The organism is Bradyrhizobium sp. AZCC 1693 (assembly GCF_036924745.1).
Classification (GTDB): Bacteria; Pseudomonadota; Alphaproteobacteria; order Rhizobiales; family Xanthobacteraceae; genus Bradyrhizobium.
This window is the reverse complement of the sequence record NZ_JAZHSD010000001.1, coordinates 4,068,911-4,093,666: the sequence shown is the minus strand read 5'-3', so window position 1 is coordinate 4,093,666 and position 24,756 is coordinate 4,068,911. Positions and strand designations below refer to the sequence as shown.

The following is a 24,756-nucleotide window of genomic DNA, read 5'->3' as shown; positions in this document are numbered from 1 at the left end:
CGCGCGAAGAAGGACCTGTGAACCATCTCACAGCCCTTCCTCGCGCTTGCTGACATTTTGCCCGCGCGAGACACACCAGCACGCGGGGCATCAGCGATGCGTACTTCCTCCGAAGGCGAGCCCAGGCCGCGCACGAAGCGCAAGGGATTCTTTGTGCGTCTGCTCGAAGCGCTTCACCGCTCGCGGCGCCGCGACGCGATATGGGTGCTGCGCCGTTACCGTCATTTGATTGCCGGCCACGCCCAGGTTCGTCCCGCGAGGCACGTGCTGGAACCCCGACAAACCGAAAAGAGCAGCCGAAATGCCCACGAAAATAACGCGCTCGTCTCCGCCATCCGCCGGGCGCGCCGGAATGCCAGGAACGAATTCGCCTGACGTAACGCCGCTCAGCATCACTGTGCTCGCCATCATCGCCATCCTCGTCGTGGTCCTGCATGTCGCCGGCGGCGACTTGCTCGGTCGTTCGCAGGCGCATGCGTCGGTTGCTGCGCCCGCCGATGAGGCGATGTGCCCGGCGGATGCAACGCCGCCGGTGCCGTCACTGCCGTTTGACTAGCCTATTCGCGAGGGGCGAAACACATGCCGGATCTGGCAACCAATCTCCTGTTGAGCGTTGCCGTGTTCGCCGGCGCCTTTGTCTCGAGCCTCGCCGGTTTTGCGTTCTCCGCGGTCGCAGGCGCGATCCTGCTGCGTGCAGCCGTTCATTGCCATCATGCAGGCGCTGGCGCTCCTGCTCGGGCGCCAAAGCCTGTCCTCCAGGCTCGTGATCGACCTCGCCATCAGCCTGCCGGCGCTGTTTGCGGGTTCCGTGCTTGGCATTGTTGCATTCCGGAACATCAATGAGGTCTGGTTTCGAAGAACGATTCTTGTGCTATTGCTGATCTCGGGTGCCTCGCTCGCTTTGGCCTGATGGTGTGATCACGGCTGATGGCTGCGAAGCCTTAAAAACTGAGAGCATTGGCCGAAAGAATCATGACTGCACATCAACGCAACGTTTCCACTTCGATCGATCCCGTGAAACTCGATCGCCTCGCCGAAGTCGCGATCAAGGTCGGCCTGCGGCTGCAGCCGGGGCAGGATTTGCTGCTGACCGCGCCCTCGGTCGCGCTGCCGCTGGTGCGCCGGATTGCCGAACATGCCTACAAGGCCGGCGCTGGTATCATGACCCCGTTCCTGTCGGACGAGGAGATCACGCTGGCGCGCTATCGCTACGGCCACAACGAGAGCTTTGATCGCGCCGCCGGCTGGCTCTATGAGGGCATGGCGAAGGCGTTCACCGCCAACACTGCCCGTCTCGCCATTGTCGGCGACAATCCGATGCTGCTGTCGGGCGAGGATCCGGTGAAGGTAGCGCGCGCTAGCAAGGCCAATTCGATCGCCTATCAGCCGGCGCTGGAGAAGATCGTCAATTTCGACACCAACTGGAACATCATCGCCTATCCGAGCCCGTCCTGGGCCAGGCAGGTCTTTCCCGATGTCCCGGAGGACGTTGCGGTAGCAAAACTGGCGGACGCGATCTTTGCAGCGTCCCGCGTCGATCAGGATGGCGCCGTCGCGGCGTGGGAAAGGCACAACGCCGTGCTGCGCGAGCGCACCGAGTGGCTGAACGGCCAACGCTTCCATGCGCTGAAATATTCCGGCCCGGGCACCGACCTGACCATCGGGCTCGCCGACGGCCATGAGTGGGAAGGCGGCGCCTCGACCGCCAAGAACGGCATCACCTGCAACGCCAACATCCCGACTGAGGAAGTCTTCACCACGCCGCATTGCCGGCGCGTCAGCGGCCACGTCGTCTCGTCCAAGCCGCTGTCCTATCAGGGCACGCTGATCGACAACATCGCGGTGCGGTTCGAAGAAGGCCGCATCGTCGAGGCAAAAGCCTCGCGCGGTGAGGAGGTGCTGAAGAAGGTGCTCGACACCGATGAGGGTGCGGCGCGTCTCGGCGAAGTGGCGCTGGTGCCGCATTCCTCGCCGATCTCCAAAAGCGGGCTGTTGTTCTTCAACACGCTGTTCGACGAGAACGCCGCGTCCCATATCGCGCTCGGACAATGCTACTCGAAATGCTTCGTCGGCGGCGACAAGCTGACCCCGCAGCAGATTGCGGCGCAAGGCGGCAACAAGAGCCTGATTCACATCGACTGGATGATCGGATCAAGCGAGACCGATATCGACGGCGTTCATGCCGACGGACGCCGCGTGCCGGTGTTTCGCAAGGGCGAGTGGGCGTAATCAGTCCAGCTTCAGCTTGTAGAAGTCCATCGCCGTTTTCGAGAACAGCGGCGTCTTCTCGGCCTCGCCGTATTGCGCGGCCAGCCGCTTGAAGGCGTTGAAGATCACCTGATAGCTGCACTGGCCTTTATCCGGGGGAAAATTGCTTTCGAACATGCATCGGTTCGGCCCAAACGCCTCGATGCAGGTTTCGATGTAGGGACGCCACGCGGCTGCGGCTTCCTCGGAAGAAGGCGGCTTGGGCCGCAGATGAAAATCGTAGCCGAGCAGGCACATCGCGAGCCCGCCAAGCTTGACGACGACGTTTTCACATTTGGCGATTTCCCGGATCGAGGCCTTCCACACCGGGAAGATTTCCTCGCGTCGCCCGGCATAGCTGCCGATGCCAATCGGCCCGCCGCAATGGTCGAGCACGATTCTGGTATCGGGAAAGGCGCGGGCGAGATCGGTGAGTTCGCCGATCTGCGGATGAAACAGCCAGGCGTCGAAGCCCAGGTCCAGTGGCGCAAGGCAGGCAAAGCCCCTGCGAAAGGTGCTGTCGAGCAGCAACCCTTTCGGCCGCGTCGCATACATGCCGGCGACGTTGGGGTCGGCATCCCACGCTGACGAGTGCCGGATGCCGCGGAAGCGGCCGTTGCCGGCAACGATCTCCGCCTCCAGAACCGCCTTTGCGCCGTCGCCGAGCAAGAGATTGACGTGGCTGACGATGCCGGCGCAGATCGCGGCCTTGCCGTAGCCGCCGCTCGCGGCCATCGCGGCTACACCATTGGCGAACTCGACCTCGCCGACAGGGCGAAACGCTTCAGGGCCGTGGGCACGGTACATCGAGCGGCAATCGACATAGACGGTAGCGACGATATTGTGGCCGGAGGCGATGTCGGCCGCCATCTCCTCGATCATGTAGCGCAAGCCGCCGCGGTCCCAGAGATGGTGATGCGGGTCGACGATCGGGCGGGCGGGATCGATGATCTCTTCGGTGTGCTGCGCCAGCCAGTCCTCGCGCGGATCGGCGTACAGCCCGCTCTTGGAGGCGGGTGCAGTGCTGGCGGCCATGGTTTCGCTCCCCGAATTCGTTAGTTTTTGTTTTTCGTCATTGCGAGCGCAGCGAAGCAATCCATAGTGCCGCAAAGGAAGAGTGGATTGCTTCGCTGCGCTCGCAATAACGGCGGTAGACATTCGCGCCTTCGGTTTCAAACCCCATCCAGAATGATCACCGTCGGCGTACCCGGCAATGTCTCGCGTGAAATCTTCAACGTCCGCTCGCTCCGCTGGTCGATGACGAATTGCTGGCCGATCAGGCGCATGAATTCGTCGAGCGGGGTGGCGAAGCGATGCATCGGCAACACCACCGAGGCGCGCAGGCGCCGCGTAATCTCTGACACGCCGTCGAGCGACATCGTATAGGTGCCGTCGATCGGCACCATCACAATGTCGAGCCGGCCGATCGCCGCGAAATGCGTATCGTCGAGCTTGTGGTGCAGATGTCCGAGATGGCCGATGCAGAGGCCGGCGACCTCGAAGATGAAGATCGAGTTGCCGTCCTTGATCATCGCCCCACCGGAGCCCTCGCCATAATAGCGGCGGATATCGGTGGGCACGTTGCGGATATAGACGTCGCCGACGCGCGTTGAGACATGCGCCGCCTGTCCATTCTCCCCCCAGCCATGCAGGACATGCGGAATTTTCGGATCGGGAAAGAGTGTGTAATGCGTCGAATGCGCGCGGTTCATGGTGACGACGTCGGGCAGCCGCCCGGTTCGGTAGACGCCGTTGAAGTCGGTCGCGATCCGCACGCCACCCGGCGTGTCGATATAGTAGGTGGAATGCCCGACATAGGTGATCGCGACGTCTTCGGCCTTGGCAGCGGCGCGGCGAAGGCTGACCGGCGCGACAAACGGCGGAGCGTTCGCCATCGCGAGGCACTCGCTGCGCAAAGGCTGCTGCTGGGCGGCCGCCGGGACGATCAGCGAACCGAGGAAGGCAAGGGCGACGGCAAGGGATACGTTAAGCGATCGCAACATGGCATGACCCATCCCGCGGCAACGGCCGCGGGCCGCACTGTATCGCCGAATTTTGGAAACGTCATGATGGCATTCGCGCACGGCAGCGTGCCGGATTTGCTTCATCAGGGGCAGGCGATGCCATATTGTGGAATTCAACCAGGGAGTTTGCCGTGACTGAAAAGACCGCCGCCCCGTCATCGAAACGGCTGGAGCCGTTGCGCCAGGTCGATGCCGGTGTTCTCGACATCGCCTATTACGAGGCGGGTCCCGCCGATGGCCCGGCCGTGATGCTCATGCACGGCTTTCCCTACGACATTCATTCCTATGTCGACGTCGCGCCGATGCTGGCCGCCCAGGGCTGCCGCGTCGTTGTTCCCTATTTGCGCGGTTACGGCCCGACCCGGTTTCGCGACGCGAGCGCGCCGCGCTCGGGCGAGCAGGCCGCGGTCGGTGCCGACATGATGGCGCTGATGGATGCGCTTGGCATCAAGCGCGCAGTGTTTGCGGGTTACGACTGGGGTGGCCGCGCGGCCTGCGTCGGCGCGGCGCTGTGGCCGGAGCGCTGCATCGGCCTCGTATGCGTCAACTCTTATCTGATCCAGGATATTGCCAATGCCATGGCGCCGCTTCGCCCCGAACGCGAGGTGGCGCTGTGGTACCAGTATTATTTCCAGCTCGAACGCGGCCACGCGGGACTGGCCGCCAACCGGCGCGAGATCGCCAGGATATTGTGGACGCAATGGTCGCCGAACTGGCCGTTCGACGATGCCTGCTTTGAGCGCACGGCGATCGCCCACGACAACCCCGATTACGTCGATGTCGTGATCCACAGCTATCGCCATCGCTTCGGCCTTGCCGGGGGCGATCCGCAATATGCTGCCATCCAACACAGGCTGGCGGCGCTGCCTCCCATCACCGTACCGACGATTACATTGGACGGCGCAGGCGACGGTGTTGCGCCGGCAACGGATGGCACCGCCAGCGCGGCGAAGTTCACCGGCCACCGCATCCACCGCGTGATCCCGCGCGCCGGACACAATCTGCCGCAGGAAGCGCCGGAAGTCTTTGCTAGAGCTGTGATGGAGTTGGTTCGCGGATAGTCGTCGACATTGCCGCGTGGCAAGCTGCATCAAAAGCGGTCATCTTCCCTCCTCCAAGAAGGACGAAAATTTCGCAGGCCGGAACAGCGTGGCAAAGCGTCACGTCGCCGCGGGCACGCCAGCGGGCGGTGGTCGACAAACGGGCGGAAGCCGCGCACGCGGCGCTCTCGTCGGAGCACGTGCGCATCCATTTCGAAAAGGTCGGCACCCGCCCGATGATGTTAAAGGCCGAGATGATCCCGTTCATCGAAAGACGATCGTGGGTTGGCGCGAAGTCATCGAGCGGGCGGGGCTGGAGAAGCAGTAGCCGTCTGCAGGTCGCACTAAGGCAATAGCTGCGCAGACTGACCTTGTGCATCCATCAAGGCCTTCCCGGTATGGCTGTCTGCGATAACCGGGGCCATTCACCCCGCCGCGGGCTGATCTTCCAGGTCGCCGCGAGAATGGCCGCGGTCAATGCGCCGCTGATCACGGCGGCGATCGGGATTGTGACCGCGAGCGCCGCGGTCGCGGCCCAGCCGATCGAGCAAAAAGCTTCCGCGAATGTCGCCAGCCGCGAAGAGGTCTGGCGGCGGCGGAACTGGCTGCGTTTGGCCTGCACGCGGAACCAGAACTGGATCGCGGCGGCCGAGACGGTTGCGGTGACGACGAAGAGCGCGGTAACCGCCGTCTGCATCACGGAAGCAAAAGCCAGCGCGGCGATCAGCGGCGTGAAAATGACGCCGATCACGATCAGCACCACCTCGATCTTGGCGCGGGTGACCCGCGAGGGCGGCAGCGGCGCGGTGGCGACCAGGTCGGCGGCATCTTCGCCTGAAATCGTCAGCCAGGCGAGACCGCCGGCGAGCTGCCCCGCCGCCATCACGATCACGGGTGTGATCAGCACGACCGCGTCCGAGCTTTCCGAAAAACTTCGCCACAGCATCAGGGCCGGCGGCACCAGATAGAGCAACTGCATCAGGCTCTGCGACATCAGCCAGGGGTCGCGCCGCAACAGCAGGAACTCCTTCCAGCGCAGCGCCTGTTGCCGCGAACCGCCGCGGAATGCGGTTGCGCGCGGGCCGCGACGGACAGGCCGCGCGGTCGCGGCGACGCTGACGACGGTGTCCGCGAATTTCGGCGAGAAGATCGCCATCACGCAGCCGAGCAGCACGAATCCGACGGCCAACAGCAGCGCCAGCACCGCGCCATCGCCGATCGCGGCTCGTGCCGGCCACCACAGCGGACTGCCGAGTGCGGGCGCATAGGCTGAAGCGGCATCGGAGGTCAGCACCGCAAAGCGCGACAACGTGCCGTAGGAAAGGATCGCGGCAACTTGAAGCGCGATGACGAAGCCGGCGCCGATGACGGCGGCCACGATCTGCGCGACGAGACGGGTGCGGCTCGGGCCGATCAATCTGAACAGCGCGACCGTGATCGCGATCGCAACCGCCGCGGCCGAGAGGCCGATGGCGATGACGACGCCGAACGCAGACAGCCATCGGATGCCGCCGCCGATCACGAGCACGTCGACAAAGGGTGTCGAGAGCAACAGCGCCATTCCGGTGACGGACAGCGCGATCGCCGCGATCCGCACCGAAAATACGTTGTCGAGGTTCGCCGGCGACGACATGATGAGGTCGAGATCGGCGCGGGCATAAAACACCCGCGTCACGGATTCGATGGCCTGCGACAGCATCAGGGCCCAGGCGAGAAAGATGCTCGCCGTGATGACGATCAGCTCGGGCTTGCCGAGCGGGGCTTGCAGATCGGCAAAGCGGCCGATCACCGCATAGGCCGGCAGGTGCATGATGGCGGCGAACGCGATCAGGGCGATGATGGCGCGTTTTCGTTTTCCGCGGCTGCCGGTCATCATCGCCAGCCATTCACGCCAGACCAGCCGGATTTCGTGCCGGGCAAACCAGGTGAGCGCTGCGGTTGAACTCATGCGGCGGCCGCAGTGTCGACGAGTGCGATGAACACGTCCTCAAGGCTGGTGTCGGTGCAGCCGTTCTGCCGGCGCAATTCGTCGAGCGTGCCCTCGGCCACCAGCTGGCCTTTGGCGATGACGCCGATCCGGTCGGCCATCCGTTCGGCGACTTCGAGAATATGCGTCGTCATGATGACGGTGCAGCCGGAACGAACACGCTCCTGCAGCAATCCCTTGACGTGACGCGCCGACAGCGCATCGAGCCCGGTCAGCGGCTCGTCCAGGATGATCAGCCGGGGGTCGTGGACCAGCGCGCCTGCCAGGGCAACCTTCTGCCGCATGCCCTTGGAAAATCCCTCGCAGCGTTCGTGCAGATGCGGCTCGAGGCCGAGCGACACCAGTAGCTTGTAGGCGGAGGCGGCGGACACCGCGGGATCGATGCCCCAGAGGCCGGCAACGAATTCGAGATATTCCAGCGGCGTCAGCTTGTCGTAGATCATCGGCTCGTCGGAAACCCATGCCATGATCTGCTTGGCGGCGACGGGATCGGCGAGTGCGTCGATGCCTGAAATGGAGACAGAGCCGGCGTCGGGCCGCAGCAGGCCGGCGACCATCCGCAATGTCGTGGTCTTGCCGGCGCCGTTGGGGCCGAGCAGGGCGTAGAATTCGCCGGTGCGAACGGTGAGGTCGAGCGCATCGACCGCCGGGCGGTCAAAACGCTTCGTTAACCCTCGTACTTCGAGCGCCGATACATCTGGCTGCATGATGACGGGACGGTCCGGTTTCGTTTTGTCGTCCGGAACATGGACCGAAGAACTTTCGGCACGGTGAATCTTGCACGCCAAATCGAAGCGAACCCCGCAACTTCCCGGGCTGCGGCATTTCTCCGCAATTGTTAACGGCGCGGCGTGCAGCGCTTTGTTGACAGGGCTCGGCGCTTTGGGCTCAATGCAGCGGGACATATGCGGCTACCGGCATCGTGGATGGCGGGCAGCGTGTAGACACAAGATGCGGAAAAGGCGATCGACAGAATCGCCTGGCATCGGGGAGGGAAATGATGCTGGACTTCGTTCAGCAGCTGGTGAGTGGCGTCGCGCTCGGCTGCGTTTACGGCTTGATCGCGCTCGGTTTCGTGCTCGTTTACAAGGCAACCGAGGTCGTCAATTTCGCACAAGGCGATTTGATGATGCTGGGCGGATTCTTCGCCTTCACCTTCATCGGCATGCTCGGTCTCAATTACTGGCTCGGATTCGCCGGCGCGGTCATCGCCATGGCGGCGTTCGGCATGCTGGCCGAACGCGTCGTGGTGCGTCCGATCCTCGGCTATCCGCAGTTTTCCATCATCATGGCGACGATCGGGCTTGGATACTTCCTGCGCTCCGTGGTCGGCATGATCTGGGGCACCGACGATTTCAAGATCGAGACGCCGTTCAGCGACGGCGTGCTGCGGATCGGCAGCCTCGTGCTGGCCTACGACAAGCTCTCGGTGATCGCCGCAACCGTCATCCTCTGTGCGCTGCTGTACCTGTTCTTCAACCGCACCACGCTCGGCACCGCGATGCGTGCCAGCTCTGAAAACATGCTGGCCGCCTACTACATGGGCATTCCGGTCAAGCGCGTGGTGTCGATCGTGTGGGCGATCTCTGCGGCGGTCGCAACCGCCGCCGGCGTGCTGCTGGCGCCGATCACCTTCATTCACTCCAATGTCGGTCTGGTGCTGGGCCTGAAGGCGTTTCCGGCGGCCGTGCTCGGCGGCTTCGGATCCATCCCCGGCGCCGTGGTGGGCGGCGTACTGATCGGCGTGATCGAGAGCATGGCCGGCTTCTACCTGCCGCAGGGCTGGAAGGACGTCGCGCCCTACATCGTTCTTCTGGTGGTGCTGTTGCTCAAGCCCGAAGGCCTGTTCGGTATTCATATGCGGAAGAAGGTCTGATGCGGTTCCTCTTCAAGACGGATTACGAAGACGACATCAGGCTGTTTCCGCACAGCGGCTACGTCGTCTCCTATGGCATCCTGCTGGCGTTTCTCGTGATCGCGCCGTTCGTGCTGTCGAGCTATCTGGTCAGCCAGCTGGTGTTCGTCTGCATCTACGCCACCGTGGGCGTGGGGTTGATGATTCTCACCGGCTTCACCGGGCAGGCCTCGCTCGGCCACGCCGCCTTTCTGGCGATCGGCGCCTATACGGCGGCCTATCTGCAGCAATACAACGTTCCCTTTCCGGTCTACTTCCTGGCTGGCGGCCTGTTGACCGGCGTGGTCGGCGCGCTGGTCGGGTTTCCCGCGTTGCGGCTGCAGGGCATCTATCTCGTTATCGCGACGATCTCCTTTGCCTTCATCGTTGAGGAAGTGCTGGCCCGCTGGGAAAGCGTGACCCACGGCAACGAAGGCATGCGCGTCAAGACCTTGAGCCTGTTCGGGCAGGCGGTGCCGCAAAACGGCCCGACCTTCTACTTCCTTTGTCTCGGCGTCTTGATCCTCACCATCGTCGGCACGCTCAATCTGTTGCGCTCACCCACGGGGCGCGCCTTCGTCGCGATCCGTGACAGCGAAACGGCGGCGCGCAGCATGGGCGTCAACGTCTCACTCTACAAGGTGAAGTCGTTTGCGATCAGTGCTGGTATTACCGGATTGGCCGGTGTGCTGTTCGCGCACAAGCTCTCCTTCATCAGCCCGGAAATGTTCACGCTGCAGCTCTCGATCGAGTTCATCATCGTGATCCTGATCGGCGGCACCTTCAGCCTGCACGGCGCGGTGCTCGGCGCGATCTTCCTGGTCATGATCGATCCGTTCCTGACCTATCTGAAGGACGACCTGCCCGGCATCATCGCTGGCGTCGCCGCAACGTTCGGCGCCGATAGCGTGACCGCGGGGAAAATATATAGCAACGTCGCCGCCATTGCATCCGCCAACGGCCTCAAGGGCGCGATCTACGGGGTGATCATCGTGCTGTTCGTGCTGTTCGAGCCGCTCGGTCTGTACGGGCGCTGGCTCAAGATAAAACTCTTCTTCCAGCTATTCCCGCTCTACAAGCGCGCCACCTTCAAGCGTCAGAAAATCTACGTGAAATCGGAGCGGAACCGATGAGCTATTTCCGTGCCGAGAACCTGTCTTTGCACTTCGGCGGCCTCAAGGCGGTCGATTCCGTCAGCTTCGCGGTAGAGAAAGGCGAGATCCTCTCGATCATCGGCCCCAACGGCGCGGGGAAAAGCTCGATCTTCAACCTGATCTCGCGAATCTATCCGCCCACTTCAGGCAGGATCTTTTTCGAGGACCAGGACATCACCGAGCAGCCGGCCTACGATATTGCCGGCCTCGGCATCGCCCGCACCTTCCAGAACATCGAATTGTTCGAGAATGCGACCATGCTGAGCAATCTCCTGGTCGGCCGGCACCGACACTCCACCACGCAGCTCTGGCAGGAATTGCTGTTCATGCCGAGCGTGCGCGCCGGCGAAAAGATGCACCGCCGCCGCGTCGAGCAGGTGATCGAATTCCTCGATCTCGAAGCCTATCGCGACAAGCTGATCTCGGGGCTGCCTTACGGTGTCCGCAAAGTGATCGAGCTGGCGCGTGCGCTGTGCTCGGAGCCGAAGCTGATTCTGCTCGACGAGCCGTCATCCGGGCTCAACGTCGAGGAGACCGACGACATGTCGTTCTGGATCCGCGACATGAAGAGCGAGCTCGGCATCACCGTCTTGATGGTCGAGCATGACATGACGCTGGTCAATCGCGTCTCCGACCGCGTGATTGCGCTCAACTATGGCCGCGTGCTCGCGATGGGCTCGCCGTCCGAGGTGCAGCGCCATCCCGACGTCGTCGCCGCCTATCTCGGCGCATGAGGATGATGCCATGAGCGCTTCCGACATCATCCTCAAGCTCAGCAATATCGAAAGCTATTACGGGCCGATCATGGCCATCCGCGGCATCAGCCTGGAGGTGCCGCGCGGCCGTATCGTCACGCTGCTCGGCGCCAACGGCGCCGGCAAGACCACCGTGCTCAAGACCATCTCCGGCATTCTCGATCCCCAGAAGGGCTCGATCGAATTCCTGGGCAAGCCGATCCAGCGCATGGAGGCCGACAAGATCGTGCGGCTGGGCTTAAGCCACGTGCCAGAGGGCCGTGAGGTATTCCCGTTCCTCTCGGTGCGCGAAAACCTGATGATGGGCGCCTATCCGCGCAAGGACCGCGACGGCGTCGCCGAGGATCTCGACCGCGTCTACGGCTACTTCCCGCGGCTGAAGGAGCGGATCAACCAGCCGGCCGGGCAGCTTTCCGGCGGCGAGCAGCAGATGCTGGCGATCGGGCGGGCGCTGATGAACCGTCCGACCCTGCTGCTTCTGGATGAGCCGTCGCTCGGCCTGTCGCCGATCCTGGTGAAGGAGATCTTTACCATCATCAAGCGCGTCAACGAGGAACAGGGCATGTCGATCCTGCTGGTCGAGCAGAACGCCAAGGTGGCGCTGGAGACCGCCCATTACGGCTACGTGCTGGAAATCGGCCGGGTCGTCATGAACGACACCTGCGAGCGGCTGATGAATTCAAAGGACATCCAGGAATTCTATCTTGGCGCCAAGGAAGAGGGCGCCCGCGGCGAGCGGCGCTGGAAAAAAAAGAAGACATGGCGTTAGAAGGCCTGGCGTTAGAAGGCCTGGCGTTAACCGTCATAGTCAAAAGCATGGCGTTCAGAACGAGTTAGAGCTAGATTCAGGCCCTGCTTCAAAAAGCAAGACCGGCTGACAAGACCGGCGAAGCAGGCGACAGAGGGAGGAAGAGAGCATGGCCAGACCGGCAGTGCTGACAGTCGCCGACACGATCGCGAGGAGCTTTCTGAAGTCCGTGGAAACCCGCGGCGACCGGCCGGCGATCCGCGAAAAGAAATTCGGCATCTGGCAGCCGACCAGCTGGCGCGCGTGGCTGCAGATCTCCAAGGACATCGCCTTCGGCCTGCATGCGTCGGGCTTCCGGCCCGGCGACGTCGCCTCGATCATCGCCAACGCGGTGCCGGAATGGGTCTATGCCGACATGGGCATCCTGTGCGCCGGTGGCGTTTCGTCGGGCATCTATCCGACTGACTCATCCTCGCAGGTCGAATATCTGATCAACGATTCCTCGACCAAAGTGATCTTTGCCGAGGACGAGGAACAGCTCGACAAGATCCTGTCGTGCCGTTCGCGGTGTCCGACGCTGCAGAAGATCGTCGTGTTCGACATGGAGGGCCTGAGCGGCTTTAACGACCCGATGGTGCTGTCGCTGGCCGAGTTCATGGCGCTCGGGCGCAACCATGAGCAGGGCAACGAGGCGCTGTGGGACGAGATGATCGGAAGCCGAGCGGCGTCCGATCTCGCCATCCTCGTCTACACGTCAGGCACGACCGGCCCGCCCAAGGGCGCCATGCATTCCAATCGCAGCGTGACGCACCAGATGCGCCATGCCAACGACCTGTTCCCGTCGACCGATCACGAAGAGCGGCTGGTGTTCCTGCCGCTCTGCCATGTCGCCGAGCGGGTCGGCGGTTATTACGTCTCGCTGGCGCTGGGATCGGTGATGAACTTCGCCGAAAGTCCGGAAACCGTGCCGGACAATCTGCGCGAGGTGCAGCCGACCGCGTTCCTCGCGGTGCCCAGGATCTGGGAAAAATTCTATTCCGGAATCACGATTGCGCTGAAGGACGCGACCTCGTTCCAGAACTGGATGTACCGCAACGCGCTCGCCATCGGCAATCGGATGACCGAGTACAGGTTGCAGGGCGATACGCCGCCGCTGTCATTGCGGCTCGCCAATCGCGCTGCCTATTGGCTGGTGTTCCGCAACATTCGCCGCATGCTCGGGCTCGACCGTTGCCGGCTGGCTTTCACCGGCGCAGCCCCGATCGCGCCGGATCTGATCCGCTGGTATCTCGCGCTCGGCCTCGACATGCGCGAGGTCTACGGCCAGACCGAAAATTGCGGCGTCGCGACCATCATGCCGCCCGAGCGGATCAAGCTCGGCTCGGTCGGCAAGGCCGCGCCATGGGGTGAGGTGGCGATTTCACCGCAAGGCGAGATCCTGATCCGCGGTGATTTCCTGTTCATGGGTTATCTGAACCAGCCGGAAAAGACGGCGGAAACCATCGACGCCAAGGGATGGCTGCACACCGGCGATGTCGGCTCGATCGACAATGAAGGCTTCGTCAGGATCACCGACCGGATGAAGGACATCATCATCACCTCGGGCGGCAAGAACATCACGCCGTCGGAAATCGAGAACCAGTTGAAGTTCTCGCCTTACGTCTCCGATGCGGTGGTGATCGGCGACAAGCGGCCGTATCTGACGTGCCTGCTCATGATCGACCAGGAGAATGTCGAAAAATACGCCCAGGATCACGACATTCCCTTCACCAACTACGCCAGTCTGTGCCGCGCGCCCGAGATCCAGGACCTGATCCGGCGCGAGATCGAGGCGGTCAACGTTAACTTCGCGCGCGTCGAAACCATCAAGAAGTTCTACCTGATCGAACGTCAGCTCACGCCTGAGGACGAGGAGCTGACGCCGACCATGAAGCTGAAGCGCAGTTTTGTGAACAAGCGTTATGCCGCCGAAATCAACGCCATGTATGGCGAACGGGCGGTGGCGTAAGGAAAAACGGAAGTTCGAAGCGAGCATCGAGTAGGCGGCGAAGGACAACAAGGCCCTACCCTTCGCTCAACACGGGCCAACAAGGAGGATATTGCAATGTCGAAATCGTTTAGGGCGTTGGGCCTTGCGGTGAGCGCCCTTGCGCTGACCCAGCTGCCGGCCGCAGCCCAGACCAAGGTTACCGATCAAGGCATCTCGGCCAGCGAGATCGTCATCGGCACCCATCAGGACCTGTCGGGCCCGATCAAGGTCTGGGGCGTTCCGGTTTCCAACGGCATGAAGATGGCGGCCGAGGAAATCAATGCTGCCGGCGGTATCCATGGCCGCAAGATCAAGCTGATTCTCGAGGACTCAGGCTACGATCCGAAGCGCGCCGTGCTGGCGTCGCAGAAGATGGTCGAGCGCGACAAGGTCTTCGCCATGGTCGGTCCGATGGGTTCGCCCACCGTGCTCGCCGCGCAGGACATCCTGTTCGATGCCGGCGTCTTGCAGCTGTTCCCGCTGACGGCGGCCGAATTCACCTTCAAGTTCGATCCGGCCAAGCCGCAGGAGCGGCTGAAGTTCAACAATTTGCTGCCCTACGTCGAGAGCACGCGTGCGGCCGTCAAATACATGATCGAGGGCAAGAACTTCAAGAAGCCCTGCATCCTGCATCAGGACGACGAGTACGGAAAGAACGTGCTTGACGGCTTCACGCAGCAGGTCACCGCGATGAAGCTGACGCCCGCTTCGGTCACGAGCTACAAGCGCGGCGCTTCCGATTTCAGCGCGCAGATCGCCAAGATGAAGTCCGACGGCTGCGACATGGTCGTGCTCGGCACGGTCATTCGCGAAACCATCGGCGCCATGGGCGAGGCCAAGAAGCTCGGCTGGGACGTCACCTTCCTCGGCGCCACGCCGACCAACGTGCTGGAAGTGCCGGCGCTCGGCAAGGACGCGGTCGAAGGCCTCTACGCGGCCTCGGGTTTCGAAATCCCGTACGAAGACACCGCAAAGGGCAAGGTCAAGGATTGGCTCGCCAACTACAAGAAGATGTTCGGCACCGACGCCAACACGCAGGCGATCATCGGCTACAACGCCATGATGACGTTTGCGTTCTACGCCAACAAGGCGGGCAAGGACCTGACCGGCCAGAAGATGATGGACGCGCTGGAATCCGGCGACAAGTTCATGGACATCTTCAACTCGCCGCCGACCAAGTTCTCCAAGACCGACCATCTCGCCAACACGATCACCCAGGTCCAGCAGGTCAAGAACGGCCGCTGGGTGCTGATCAAGGAAGGCCTGATGTTCTGACGGAGCGGATAGCTCCCAACGGCAAAGGCTAACGACAAGGGGCTGCGCGAAACGATCGCGCAGCCCTTTCGTTTCTCGTCATGGCCGGGCCTGACCCGGCCATCCACGTCTTTCGTCGTTATTTCTGAAGTACCTTCAGCAACTCGTCGCCGAGGATCGCGGGTTCTACCGGCGGCAGATAGGTGAGGCCGGCCGCCTTCGCGAGGTCGGTTATGGTTCCTGCCGCCTGCAAACCGGCGAGCGCCTTGTTGGCGGCGGCGACGAGCGCCGGATCGCTGGCGAGGCCGACATAGCCCCGATTAACGCCGATTGGGTAATAGTATCCGGATGCGGCGAGCTTGGTATCGGGATGGGCGGCGCGGTAGGCATCGAAGCGGCTGAGGTCGAGCAATGTCGCGTCGAATTCGCCGCGGTTGAGCGCGCCGAGCAAGTCATGCCGTCCTGGAACCAGATGCGTGATGTCGTCGATCAAGCGTCCTTTTTCGAACGTCATCAGGATAGCGTCGGCAAGCGTGCCGCTTTCGATCGCGATGCGTAGTCCGGCGAGATCGCCGACGCCGGAGATCTTGCGGTCGCGCGTCTTCTCGCCGAGCACGACGGTCAGTGGCGAGTAAACATAAGGCTGGCTCGCTGCAAGCACGCCGACCGGCACGCGGCGGCGGCGGTCGTCGCGGGTGGCGCCCTCGAAATCCGGCAGCTTCGCCGTCTTGACGCCAGGCACCTTGAGCGAGTCATTGGTCAAGGCATAGCTGCCGACCAGCGCGCAGCGGCCGTCGGAAAGCAGGGCATTGGCTTCGAGGGCCGGGCTCGAGCTTTCGTCGAGCTTGCTTTCAAACCACTGGATTTTGAGCGGTCGGCCGAGGCGCTCGGCAACAGCCTGCGCAAGAGCGACGTCAAACCCGCTGTCGGGCTTTCCACGCTGATGCAGTGAAAGGGGGGGCAGGTTCTCGTCGAGACAGACTTTCAGCGGATCTCCATCCGCATGCGTTGCCGTCGCCGTCACAAGCAGCACGGCAGCGACTGCGAGCCGGCCCTTCATCGATTCCTCCGGCTCGATACAAAGGCCCAGATCTCGGTGATCTCCTGGTCGCTCAGAATGTCCTTCCACGGCGGCATGTTGTTCTTGCCCTGCTTCACCGTCGTGGTGAACCGGGCGTTGTCGTCCGGGAATGCACGCAGATCGGGTGCGACCGTGCCCGAACTGACCATGTTCGGACCATGGCAGTGCGAGCACTTCTGCGCATAAGCAGTCTTGCCGGGACCGATCAGCGCCTGATCGCTGGCGGCGGCTTGTTGCTGCGCGCTGGCCGGCAGCGAAATCCACCCGATAGCCGCCACTGCGACGGCGGCGAGAGACGCCGCCGTCCGCTTCGATACCTTGTCCGTCATCAGCGTTCCGCGATCAGTTCTTTACCGCGAACACCCACAGCGAGCCGCCTGTAGGCACTTTGGCAAGCCGCTCATCGCCGGAGAAGATCGAGTAAACGCCGCCATAGCCGCTGGTGACGGCGATGTATTGGACGCCGTCCTGCTGCCAGGTTACCGGTTGTCCCTCGATGCCCGAGCCGGTCTGGAAGCTCCACAGCTTCTTGCCGTCGTTGGCGTCAAAGGCGTCAAACTCGCCGGTCAACTGGCCGGAGAACACGACCCCGCCGGCCGTCGACAGCACGCCCGAGAAGCGCGGTATATCGCTCGGCACTTCCCACTTTGCCTTTCCGGTCATGGGATCGATGGCCTTGAGATGGCCGCGCGGTCCGTCGGGCCACGCCCAGATATCGGTCAGGTCCATGCCGAGATACCATTCGCCTTGCTTGAAGACGGCTGGTTCGGACTTGTAGTTGCCGCCGATATTGAGCGTATTGGCGTAGGCGAGGCCGGTCTGCGGATTGTACGACATCGGCTCCCAATTCTTGCCGCCGAGAATCGACGGGTGAACCGTGACCTTCTTGCCTTCGCGGGCGTCCCTGGAGATGTCGGTTTCGATCGGGCGACCGGTCTTCATGTCGATGCCGCTGGCCCAGTTCACCTTCACATAGGGGTTGGCCGCAAGCAGTTTCCCGTTCGTCCGGTCAAGGACATAGAAGAAGCCGTTGCGATTGGCATCCATCAGAACCTTGGTGGACTTGCCTTCGATGGTCATATCGGCAAGCACCATCTCGGCGACCGCGTCATAGTCGAACGGATTGTTCGGCGAGAACTGATAGTGCCATTTGATCTTGCCGGTCTTCGGCTCGAGCGCCAGGACCGCGCAGGTGTATAGATTGTCGCCGGGACGCACCGCCGCATTGAACGGCCCCGGGTTGCCGACGCCCCAATAAACCGTGTTCAGCTCAGGGTCATAGGAGCCGGTGATCCATGTCGATCCGCCACCGAGCTTCCAGGTGTCGCCTTTCCAGGTGTCTCCGCCGGGCTCCTCGGGGCTGGGTACCGTGTGTGTCCGCCACAGGCGCTTGCCCGTCTCCGGATCCCAACCATCGATGAACCCGCGGGTCCCGAACTCCGCGCCGGAAATGCCCGTGATGACAACGCCGTCCGCGACGAGCGGCGCCACGGTCATCGAATAGCCTTCCTTGATGTCGGCCGCTTTCTGACGCCACAGCTCCTTGCCGGTCTTCATGTCGAGTGCAATGACGTGGGCGTCGAGCGTGGTGCGGAAAAGCTTGCCGTTGTGAATCGCACCACCGCGGTTGATGATGCCGCAACACACGATGCGCGGCGTCTCTGCCGGGTACTCGACCTTGGTCTTCCAGATCTGTTTGCCGGTTTTTGCGTCAACCGCCATCGTGGCGTTGTGGTTGGTGACGTAAATGACACCTTGGTACACCAGCGGCTGTGACTGCGCGCTTCTATCGTCTGCGAAGCTGTAGTTCCACACCGGCACCAGGTTCTTTACGGTATCCTTGTTGATCTGCGTGAGCGGACTGAACCGCTGCAGATGATAGCCCATACCATAATTGAGAACGTTGGCTGTATCGGCCGCTCCCTTGACCAACTGGTCGGTCGTCTGAGCGCTTGCACCGAGCGGCGCAAGAACGACAAGGGTTGCGGCAAACGCAATGCTTTTCATGTTGTCCCTCCCAATGAACTTCCTGCGCGCCTATTTGCTGGCGCTGTGGACCAACAATCTTTCTGAAACGGGAAAAAGCGTCAATACGAAAGTCGAGAAGGATGCGTGAGCTGAGAAAGCGAGAAACTTGTCTCGTCATGTTTTCGGAATGCGATGGGCAGTACGGCTGCAGCGCACCATCGGCATGAGGCAAGGAAGATCAGGCAAGGAAAGCAGATTGTTGTCATCCGTCGCTGCGCAACAATTGCGCGCCGTCAGTCGGTAATCGGCAAATTCAATTGGTCAGCGACCAGAGCGCTCAAGACCAGCGGCGCCACAAGGATGCTGCCCGAGGCGTCGGCGAGCAGGGAAGCGTCGGCGTATCGCATCACGCCGTGCTGGCCGATCACGAATGTCGGCCGGAAATTTCTGACGTCGGCATCCTCGACCATCGCCATGCGGCGGTTGTCGAGCGTCAGCCAGCGTCCGTCCAGCCGCGCAGCAGCCACCGCATGATCCTCGCCATGAATGGTATCGCGCAGGACCACGATCCTGAGATCGTCGGGCGCGAGTCCGGCGTGGCGCAAGGCTATGAATTTCGCAATTGCATAATCCTCGCAATCGCCACCGCCACGCGCGAGCGTTGCGAGCGGCGAGGTCCAGACATCGATCTGGCCGTGTTGGGCGAGGTCGCTCACCGGCCGGATGGCGAGATTGATGGCGCGGTTGATTTCGCCGAGGCGGGCGCGGCCCTCGCGCAACCGGGCGGCGTCGACGATGTCGAGAAATTTCAGCGCGGCCGGCGACACGCAGCCGTCACGGTCGCCTTCGCAGAGCGCAAGCTGCACCATTTCGTCTTCGAGCCGGCGTTGCAGACCAAGCCATTTGTCACGCAGTCCGCCGCTCGTGAGGAGAGATGCCGCAAGCCCGAACGGCTCGGCCGATCGCTGGACCAACTCTGCCGGCGCGGACGGCTCCGCCGTCTCGGCCCGCAGGTCGGCCGGTCCGAACCAGGCCAGGCCGCACGCGACGATGCCCGCACGAAATGCGTGCGAGTAGACTGACAACCCCATCTGACGCCCCTTGTCCGGACATCGGCGGGCGTGTTCTGCCTGCGCGTGACCGGATCATTTGGAGGGGGCAGGATGGGCGCGGGTGCTTTTGATCCGCTTAAGACGACGGGGAGCCGGCCTGCGAAGAGCGAACAGGCTGAATCAGGTCTTGCCGGTTTGCGGCCAATTTTATCGATCCGAGGGGGCGCTGGTCATCGAATTAACCCTGCCTGTGGCCTGGCGACTACAACCCGTCCCGATCCCCTAAAGGAGACGCCGGCCTGCCTGCGGCTCTACCGATCCGGCGAAGTGACCAGCTTTGAGGCCGCTGTTTCATCCCGCATGAAGCGACATTCGGTGTGGTGCAGCAGAGATAAACTGTTATGATTGCTTATCTTTATGCTTGGCAAAAGCCATGCCCATTCTTTAGATACGCCTTGGTCGAATTTGGCCTTTTCCTTGCCACACTTCGGCCCGACACTTTTTCGGACCTTTTCGGTCCGGTCGCGGACATAACCCATGTTGTGGGTGTACGCGGCACGCCTGCTTTTGTGTTCCTTACCTGCATGGTATGAAAACCCTGCAGGGAAATTGCATAATTCTTAACTATTTTTATGTGGTGCCCAATTGAACTACGCCGGCAAATTCGGATCGGGCGGGCTCGACCCTGCGTCCGGCGTTGATATTGATCTCGGGCCGCTGTCACAGCCCGGCCATCTTTCGTCTTCCGGCAAGTTCCATGTCGACAAGGTTTCGACACAGGCGCCGTCCGACGCCATAATTATTTCTGATGCTCATCTGCTGTTCCACGGGGATTTCAAACGGTCGGGCGTCGACCTGATCCTCTCCAGTGGCGACCAGGAGCTGGTGCTGCGCGAGTACTTCAAGGGCGAGAAGCGCGCCGCGCTGGCCTCGCCCGATGGCGCGCACCTCACCGGCGACATCGTCAACGCGCTGGCCGGGCACACCCAGTTCGCGCAGGCCGACGGCAGCGCCAGCGTCGCGCCCGCCGTCATCGGCCACGTCACCAAGCTGGCGGGCAACGCGACCGCGATCCGCAACGGGGTGTCGATCATCCTGAACCAGGGCGACACTGTCCACAAAGGCGACGTCGTCCAGTCCGGCTCCGATTCGACGCTCGGCATCACCTTCATCGACGGCACCGTGTTCGGCCTCGCCTCGAACGCCAAGATGGTGCTGAACGAAATGGTCTACGACCCCAACGGGTCGGACAACAAATCGCTGCTCAGCCTGGTGCAGGGCACGATCTCGTTCGTCGCCGGCGCCACCGCCAAGAAAGGCGACATGAAGATCGACACGCCGGTCGCGACCATGGGCATCCGCGGCACCGCGGTGCTGGTCGAGATCGATTTCGAGGTGCCGTCGCAGGGCGGTGCGCCGCCGGCGAAATTCCAGGTGCTGGTCGAGCCCGACGGCACCACCGGCTCCTACATCCTGTTCGACAAGACCACGCTGACGCCGATCGCGACCGTCAACCAGGCCGGCACGCAGACGATCATCAATGGCCAGGGCTCGGTCAGCTTCCAGTCGTCCGTGCAACTGTCGCCCGACGCGCAGAAGATCATCAGCGACGTGTTTTCGCTGAAGTTCACCGACCTGAACAACCCGAATACCAAGCTCACGACCAACTTTACCGACTCGATCGTCCCGCAAACGTCGTTCCTCAAGCTGGCCAGCAACGATGTCGTCCCGGTTACGCTTCAGTTCCTCAACATCCCGGACAAACCCGCGGCTTCCCCCGGCACGGGTCCCAGTCCCACGCTTGTTCACATTCCCGGGCCGCCGGCGGCTGCCGCGCATGGCGGTTCGTTTACCGAGCGCACCAACACCACCGGCAGCACCGCCGTGGACAGCATGTCCAACGTTGTCAGCTACGCCGACGTCAATCCCGGCGACGTTCCGAGCGTCAAGACCGAGTTTTCCTCCTTCGTTTACGCCGACGCGCAGAAGGTCGACGTCACCGCGACGCTGACGGCGGAGCAACTGGTCGCGATCAAGGCGGTAGAGGTCCCGCTCTCCGTGGTGCAAGACGCCAACGGCAAGAATACCGGCCAGGCGACCTGGACCTACACCATTGCCGATGGCGCGTTCGACTTCCTCGCCGCCGGCGAGACGCTGACGCTGACCTATATGGCGCGGGTCGACAACAACTTCGCGCCGAGCAACGAGACGACGTTCGTGCCGTTTACGATCGTCATCACCGGCACCAACGACAAGCCGACGCTGTCGGCGACCGGCGGCACGATTACGGAGCGGATCGGCACCGGCAATACGGCGGTCGATACCGTGACCGGCTCCGTCACCTTCGCCGACGTCGATCTGACCGACCGGCCCGTCGTCAGCGCCGCGATCTCCACGACCGATCCGTTCCGCTATTACGATGCAGAGGGTAGCGACGTCACCGCGACGCTGACGCCGGCGCAGCTGGCGGCGATCCTGGCCGTCGAAGTGCCGCTCTCCGTGGTGCAGGCGGCCGGAAACACCCACAACGGCTCGGCGAGCTGGACCTACAGCATTGAAGACAGCAAGTTCGACTTCATCGCCAAGGGCGAGACGCTGACGCTCAACTACGTCGCCCAGGTCGACGACGGCCATGGCGGCGTCGTCTCCACGCCGATCACGGTCTCGATCCATGGCGCCGACGTCGTCGTCACCGGCACCAACGACGTGCCGATCATCGCCACGACGAGCGATGCCTTTGCCGAATTTTCGAACCTCGACCAGCCGAACCCGACGGGGTCCGCTGCGCTCCATACCGCGTCCGGCACCATCAGCTTCACCGACGTCGACCTGACCGACCGGCCGGTGGCGAGCGCCGCCTTTACGGCGCTCACCTACCTGAATGCCTACAGCGTCGACATCACCTCGCAGCTCACGGCCAAGCAACTCGCGGCGATATCAGCGGTGGATGGGCCGCTGACGGTGGTGCAGGCGCCCGGCAACACCAATGACGGTTCGGCGAGCTGGAGCTACAGCGTCCCCGACCATGCATTCGATTTCCTTGCCTACGGCGAGATCCTGACGCCGACCTACACCGCAACCGTCGATGACGGGCATGGCGGCGTGGTGACCAAGCCGATCACCATCACCGTCACCGGCAGCAATGACACGCCCGATATCACCAGCGACCCGCAGGCCGCGACCATCGCGGAACGCGCCGACACCCACGCTTCGGCGACACCGGATACCGCCAGCGGCGCGATCACATTCCGCGATGTCGATCTGACCGATACGCATGGGGTCAAGATCACCGGCGTCCACGCCTCCGGCGTCATGACGGGCCTGGCCAACGGCACGGTGCAGCTCAGCTGGCTGTCGCTGGGTACGCTTACCGATTCCACCGATGGCGTGCAGGGCTCGAAGGGCTGGTCGTTCTCGGCGCCGGATAGTTATTTCGACTACCTCGCCGATGGCGAGGCGGTCACGCTGACCTACACGGTAGAGGTCGACGACCACCATGGCGGCGTCACCTCGCAGGACATTGTCGTCACCATCAACGGCAGCAACGACGCGCCTGACATCGCCGACATCACGCAGCAGGGCCTGGTCGAGCAGACCGATACCAAACCGCTGACCGCCACGATTCCGGTCCACTTCGCCGATGTCGACCTGAATGATGTCGGTCATACCGCGACGATCACCGGCGTGACGCTGGACGGGGATACCGACGGGCTTGGCCTCAACGCGAGCGAACTGATTGCGTTGGTGAGCGCGGGAACCGTGACCAAGGCTTTGGGCTCGTCGGCCGGGTCCGTCCATCTCGACTTCTCGGCGGCCTCTACCGCATTCGACTATCTGGCCAAGACCGAGTCCGTTACGCTGACCTATACGGTCGCGATCAACGATGGCGATGGCGGGATCACGTCACAGCCTTTCACGATCACCATTACCGGCACCAATGACGCGCCGGTCCTGACCGCGTCGGCTCCGTCGCTGATCACGATTACCGAAGACGAGACCGCGAATGCCGGCCAGACCGTCGCCTCGTTTCTCGGAGCCAGCATTGCCGACGTCGATCACGGCGCGCTGCAAGGCATCGCAATCACCGCTACGACCAGCGCGCATGGCCACTGGGAATATTCCACCGACGGCAGCACGTTCGTCGCTTTCCCGGCGGTGTCGGGCGGCTCCGCCTTGCTGCTGGCGGCGACCGACATGGTCAGGTTCGTCCCCGACGGCCAAGATGGCGGGACGGACACGTTCACGTATGTAGCGTGGGATCAAACGACGGGCATCCATGGCACCATGGCGGACGTCCCGGCATCGGGCGGCTCCGCCGCCTTCTCCGTGACATCGGATACCGCAACGCTGACGGTGACGGCGGTCAACGACGCGCCGACCGCGGCCGCGCCTGCGACGCATTACGCTGCGACTGAACAAACGCCGCTGGTCATCAGCGGTACCGGCTTGCATGTCGCTGATATCGATCGCAATGGCGGCACCGAAACGGTGACCCTCTCCGTCGGCGAAGGCATCCTGGACGTCGACTTGGGTGGAAACGCCGTTTCGGTCACCGGCAACGGTACGTCCTCTGTGACGATCACCGGAGTGCTCGACTACATCGAAGCGCTGCTCTCCGGAGACAATTCCGGCACGATCAGCTACACCGCGAATTCGGACAATCCGAGTCTATCGACCGACCTGACGCTGTCCGTCAACGACGATGGCAACAGCGGGTCGGGCGGCAGCCAGACCGCAACCGCCACCGCGACCATCGATATCATGCCGGTCAACGAAGCGCCGGTCCTGAGCGCCGAAAGCATCAAGGTTGAGGAGAACGAAGACGCCGCAGTTACCAGCACCGTTTTTGACATCAAGCTATCTGATGACGACCCGGCTTCCGATGTGACGATCACGGTGAGCGCTTTGCACGGCACGCTTTCGCCGGTGAATGTGGGCAACGTTTCGGAAATCAATGCCCAGTTTGCCAACGGCATCATTTACACGCCGACGGACTACAACGGCGATACCGAGCTGAACGATATCGTCACGGTGACTGCAACGGACGCAAATGGCCAGAGCGATACCTTGAACTTCGTGTTCCAGCAGTCCGGATGGGGTGGCGCCACGCTCGTAGGGACGGACGAAAAGGACGTCATCTTCGCAACGGAAGGCAATGATACGCTGACCGGCGGTGCAAGCGCCGACCAGTTCGTGTTTGCGCCGGCATCCCAATACGACGACCCGAGCGCCGATGAGATCACCGACTTCACGCAGGGCGAGGACCATATCGATCTCCGTGCGTTCGCCCAGTCCGTGGACGCCGAAAACATCACTGCGTGGCTTGCAAATTCCGCTCATGTGAAGACCAGCGGCGGTGACAAGCTGATCACGCTCGATACCGGCGACACCATCACCCTTAAGGGGCTTGCCGCCGCCAGCCTGCATGCGAGCGACTTCATAGTGTCGCCGCATCACTAAGATGGCGCTTCGCCACTAACTCAGGGATATCGATGCCATCTTCTGGCTTGTCTGGCGCCGTCA

The 24,756-nt window shown here is 62.6% G+C and carries 21 protein-coding genes; 12 read left to right on the top strand and 9 right to left on the bottom strand.

Annotated elements, in window-relative coordinates:
• Window positions 1-153: 153 nt before the first annotated feature.
• The 4 genes from V1293_RS19550 to V1293_RS19535 all read left to right on the top strand — a co-directional run bounded on the left by V1293_RS19550 (window position 154) and on the right by V1293_RS19535 (window position 2,229).
• Complete coding sequence (locus tag V1293_RS19550) at window positions 154-375, top strand: hypothetical protein (RefSeq protein ID WP_334511479.1); 222 nt, start codon at window positions 154-156, stop codon at window positions 373-375.
• Entirely contained in the window at window positions 353-556 is a 204-nt protein-coding gene (locus tag V1293_RS19545; RefSeq protein WP_334511478.1) for a hypothetical protein, read from the top strand. Before V1293_RS19550 ends, V1293_RS19545 begins: the two co-directional genes overlap by 23 nt.
• 135 nt (window positions 557-691) lie before the next feature.
• The gene (locus V1293_RS19540) at window positions 692-910 is read left to right on the top strand and encodes a hypothetical protein (protein ID WP_334511477.1); all 219 of its coding nucleotides are present in this window, start codon (window positions 692-694) and stop codon (window positions 908-910) included.
• A 62-nt stretch (window positions 911-972) separates the two neighbouring features.
• Window positions 973-2,229, top strand: coding sequence for an aminopeptidase (locus V1293_RS19535; RefSeq protein WP_334511476.1), 1,257 nt, complete (start codon window positions 973-975; stop codon window positions 2,227-2,229).
• On the opposite strand, the gene V1293_RS19530 is transcribed toward V1293_RS19535, so the two are convergent.
• Together V1293_RS19530 and V1293_RS19525 are read right to left on the bottom strand one after the other, a co-directional pair.
• Window positions 2,230-3,282, bottom strand: coding sequence for an amidohydrolase family protein (locus V1293_RS19530; protein WP_334511475.1), 1,053 nt, complete (start codon window positions 3,280-3,282; stop codon window positions 2,230-2,232). It lies immediately after the preceding gene.
• Between the two features lie 137 nt (window positions 3,283-3,419).
• Window positions 3,420-4,250 (bottom strand): MBL fold metallo-hydrolase, encoded by an 831-nt coding sequence (locus V1293_RS19525; protein ID WP_334511474.1) that lies wholly within the window; start codon window positions 4,248-4,250, stop codon window positions 3,420-3,422.
• Between the two features lie 152 nt (window positions 4,251-4,402).
• Between V1293_RS19525 and V1293_RS19520 the strand changes: the two genes are divergently transcribed.
• Window positions 4,403-5,332 (top strand): alpha/beta fold hydrolase, encoded by a 930-nt coding sequence (locus V1293_RS19520; RefSeq protein WP_334511473.1) that lies wholly within the window; start codon window positions 4,403-4,405, stop codon window positions 5,330-5,332.
• Here V1293_RS19520 and V1293_RS19515 read toward each other — a convergent pair.
• From V1293_RS19515 to V1293_RS19505, 3 genes are all read right to left on the bottom strand, one after another.
• Entirely contained in the window at window positions 5,301-5,579 is a 279-nt protein-coding gene (locus V1293_RS19515) for a hypothetical protein (protein ID WP_334511472.1), read from the bottom strand. The genes V1293_RS19520 and V1293_RS19515 overlap by 32 nt on opposite strands.
• 114 nt (window positions 5,580-5,693) lie before the next feature.
• Window positions 5,694-7,259, bottom strand: a complete 1,566-nt coding sequence (locus V1293_RS19510; RefSeq protein WP_334511470.1) for a permease — start codon at window positions 7,257-7,259, stop codon at window positions 5,694-5,696.
• Complete coding sequence (locus V1293_RS19505; protein ID WP_334511469.1) at window positions 7,256-8,005, bottom strand: ABC transporter ATP-binding protein; 750 nt, start codon at window positions 8,003-8,005, stop codon at window positions 7,256-7,258. Before V1293_RS19505 ends, V1293_RS19510 begins: the two co-directional genes overlap by 4 nt.
• Before the next feature lie 293 nt (window positions 8,006-8,298).
• Here V1293_RS19505 and V1293_RS19500 point away from each other — a divergent pair, with 293 nt between their 5' ends.
• The 6 genes from V1293_RS19500 to V1293_RS19475 all read left to right on the top strand — a co-directional run bounded on the left by V1293_RS19500 (window position 8,299) and on the right by V1293_RS19475 (window position 15,153).
• Window positions 8,299-9,174 carry a branched-chain amino acid ABC transporter permease gene (locus tag V1293_RS19500; RefSeq protein WP_334511468.1) on the top strand — a complete coding sequence of 292 codons (876 nt, stop codon included), beginning with the start codon at window positions 8,299-8,301 and terminating at the stop codon, window positions 9,172-9,174.
• Window positions 9,174-10,325 (top strand): branched-chain amino acid ABC transporter permease, encoded by a 1,152-nt coding sequence (locus tag V1293_RS19495; RefSeq protein ID WP_334511467.1) that lies wholly within the window; start codon window positions 9,174-9,176, stop codon window positions 10,323-10,325. Before V1293_RS19500 ends, V1293_RS19495 begins: the two co-directional genes overlap by 1 nt.
• Complete coding sequence (locus V1293_RS19490) at window positions 10,322-11,080, top strand: ABC transporter ATP-binding protein (RefSeq protein WP_334511466.1); 759 nt, start codon at window positions 10,322-10,324, stop codon at window positions 11,078-11,080. Before V1293_RS19495 ends, V1293_RS19490 begins: the two co-directional genes overlap by 4 nt.
• A 10-nt stretch (window positions 11,081-11,090) precedes the next feature.
• On the top strand, window positions 11,091-11,870 hold the full coding sequence (locus V1293_RS19485) for an ABC transporter ATP-binding protein (RefSeq protein ID WP_065751407.1): 780 nt from the start codon (window positions 11,091-11,093) through the stop codon (window positions 11,868-11,870).
• Window positions 11,871-12,018: 148 nt separating this feature from the next.
• The gene (locus V1293_RS19480) at window positions 12,019-13,857 is read left to right on the top strand and encodes an AMP-dependent synthetase/ligase (protein ID WP_334511464.1); all 1,839 of its coding nucleotides are present in this window, start codon (window positions 12,019-12,021) and stop codon (window positions 13,855-13,857) included.
• A gap of 96 nt (window positions 13,858-13,953) precedes the next feature.
• Complete coding sequence (locus tag V1293_RS19475; RefSeq protein WP_334511463.1) at window positions 13,954-15,153, top strand: ABC transporter substrate-binding protein; 1,200 nt, start codon at window positions 13,954-13,956, stop codon at window positions 15,151-15,153.
• A gap of 118 nt (window positions 15,154-15,271) precedes the next feature.
• Here the strand turns inward: V1293_RS19475 and V1293_RS19470 are convergent, their stop codons facing one another.
• The 4 genes from V1293_RS19470 to V1293_RS19455 form a co-directional block, all read right to left on the bottom strand.
• Window positions 15,272-16,192 carry a substrate-binding periplasmic protein gene (locus tag V1293_RS19470; protein WP_334511462.1) on the bottom strand — a complete coding sequence of 307 codons (921 nt, stop codon included), beginning with the start codon at window positions 16,190-16,192 and terminating at the stop codon, window positions 15,272-15,274.
• Window positions 16,189-16,542, bottom strand: a complete 354-nt coding sequence (locus tag V1293_RS19465) for a c-type cytochrome (RefSeq protein WP_334511461.1) — start codon at window positions 16,540-16,542, stop codon at window positions 16,189-16,191. Before V1293_RS19465 ends, V1293_RS19470 begins: the two co-directional genes overlap by 4 nt.
• A 13-nt stretch (window positions 16,543-16,555) precedes the next feature.
• Window positions 16,556-18,220 (bottom strand): methanol/ethanol family PQQ-dependent dehydrogenase, encoded by a 1,665-nt coding sequence (locus tag V1293_RS19460; RefSeq protein ID WP_334511460.1) that lies wholly within the window; start codon window positions 18,218-18,220, stop codon window positions 16,556-16,558.
• 254 nt (window positions 18,221-18,474) lie between these two features.
• Window positions 18,475-19,272 carry a transglutaminase-like cysteine peptidase gene (locus V1293_RS19455; RefSeq protein WP_334511459.1) on the bottom strand — a complete coding sequence of 266 codons (798 nt, stop codon included), beginning with the start codon at window positions 19,270-19,272 and terminating at the stop codon, window positions 18,475-18,477.
• Between the two features lie 606 nt (window positions 19,273-19,878).
• On the opposite strand from V1293_RS19455, the gene V1293_RS19450 reads away from it, so the two are divergent.
• Complete coding sequence (locus V1293_RS19450) at window positions 19,879-24,693, top strand: VCBS domain-containing protein (RefSeq protein WP_334511458.1); 4,815 nt, start codon at window positions 19,879-19,881, stop codon at window positions 24,691-24,693.
• The last annotated feature ends 63 nt before the right edge of the window (window positions 24,694-24,756 follow it).

What these genes read in the sequence shown, in the direction of transcription:
- V1293_RS19470 (WP_334511462.1), bottom strand. Translation starts at nt 16,192, where the DNA reads ATGAAGGGCCGGCTCGCAGTCGCTGCCGTGCTGCTTGTGACGGCGACG.
- V1293_RS19525 (WP_334511474.1), bottom strand. Translation starts at nt 4,250, where the DNA reads ATGTTGCGATCGCTTAACGTATCCCTTGCCGTCGCCCTTGCCTTCCTC.
- V1293_RS19490 (WP_334511466.1), top strand. Translation starts at nt 10,322, where the DNA reads ATGAGCTATTTCCGTGCCGAGAACCTGTCTTTGCACTTCGGCGGCCTC.
- V1293_RS19480 (WP_334511464.1), top strand. Translation starts at nt 12,019, where the DNA reads ATGGCCAGACCGGCAGTGCTGACAGTCGCCGACACGATCGCGAGGAGC.
- V1293_RS19545 (WP_334511478.1), top strand. Translation starts at nt 353, where the DNA reads ATGCCAGGAACGAATTCGCCTGACGTAACGCCGCTCAGCATCACTGTG.
- V1293_RS19495 (WP_334511467.1), top strand. Translation starts at nt 9,174, where the DNA reads ATGCGGTTCCTCTTCAAGACGGATTACGAAGACGACATCAGGCTGTTT.
- V1293_RS19515 (WP_334511472.1), bottom strand. Translation starts at nt 5,579, where the DNA reads ATGAACGGGATCATCTCGGCCTTTAACATCATCGGGCGGGTGCCGACC.
- V1293_RS19465 (WP_334511461.1), bottom strand. Translation starts at nt 16,542, where the DNA reads ATGACGGACAAGGTATCGAAGCGGACGGCGGCGTCTCTCGCCGCCGTC.
- V1293_RS19475 (WP_334511463.1), top strand. Translation starts at nt 13,954, where the DNA reads ATGTCGAAATCGTTTAGGGCGTTGGGCCTTGCGGTGAGCGCCCTTGCG.
- V1293_RS19455 (WP_334511459.1), bottom strand. Translation starts at nt 19,272, where the DNA reads ATGGGGTTGTCAGTCTACTCGCACGCATTTCGTGCGGGCATCGTCGCG.
- V1293_RS19505 (WP_334511469.1), bottom strand. Translation starts at nt 8,005, where the DNA reads ATGCAGCCAGATGTATCGGCGCTCGAAGTACGAGGGTTAACGAAGCGT.
- V1293_RS19460 (WP_334511460.1), bottom strand. Translation starts at nt 18,220, where the DNA reads ATGAAAAGCATTGCGTTTGCCGCAACCCTTGTCGTTCTTGCGCCGCTC.
- V1293_RS19530 (WP_334511475.1), bottom strand. Translation starts at nt 3,282, where the DNA reads ATGGCCGCCAGCACTGCACCCGCCTCCAAGAGCGGGCTGTACGCCGAT.
- V1293_RS19485 (WP_065751407.1), top strand. Translation starts at nt 11,091, where the DNA reads ATGAGCGCTTCCGACATCATCCTCAAGCTCAGCAATATCGAAAGCTAT.
- V1293_RS19535 (WP_334511476.1), top strand. Translation starts at nt 973, where the DNA reads ATGACTGCACATCAACGCAACGTTTCCACTTCGATCGATCCCGTGAAA.
- V1293_RS19500 (WP_334511468.1), top strand. Translation starts at nt 8,299, where the DNA reads ATGCTGGACTTCGTTCAGCAGCTGGTGAGTGGCGTCGCGCTCGGCTGC.
- V1293_RS19510 (WP_334511470.1), bottom strand. Translation starts at nt 7,259, where the DNA reads ATGAGTTCAACCGCAGCGCTCACCTGGTTTGCCCGGCACGAAATCCGG.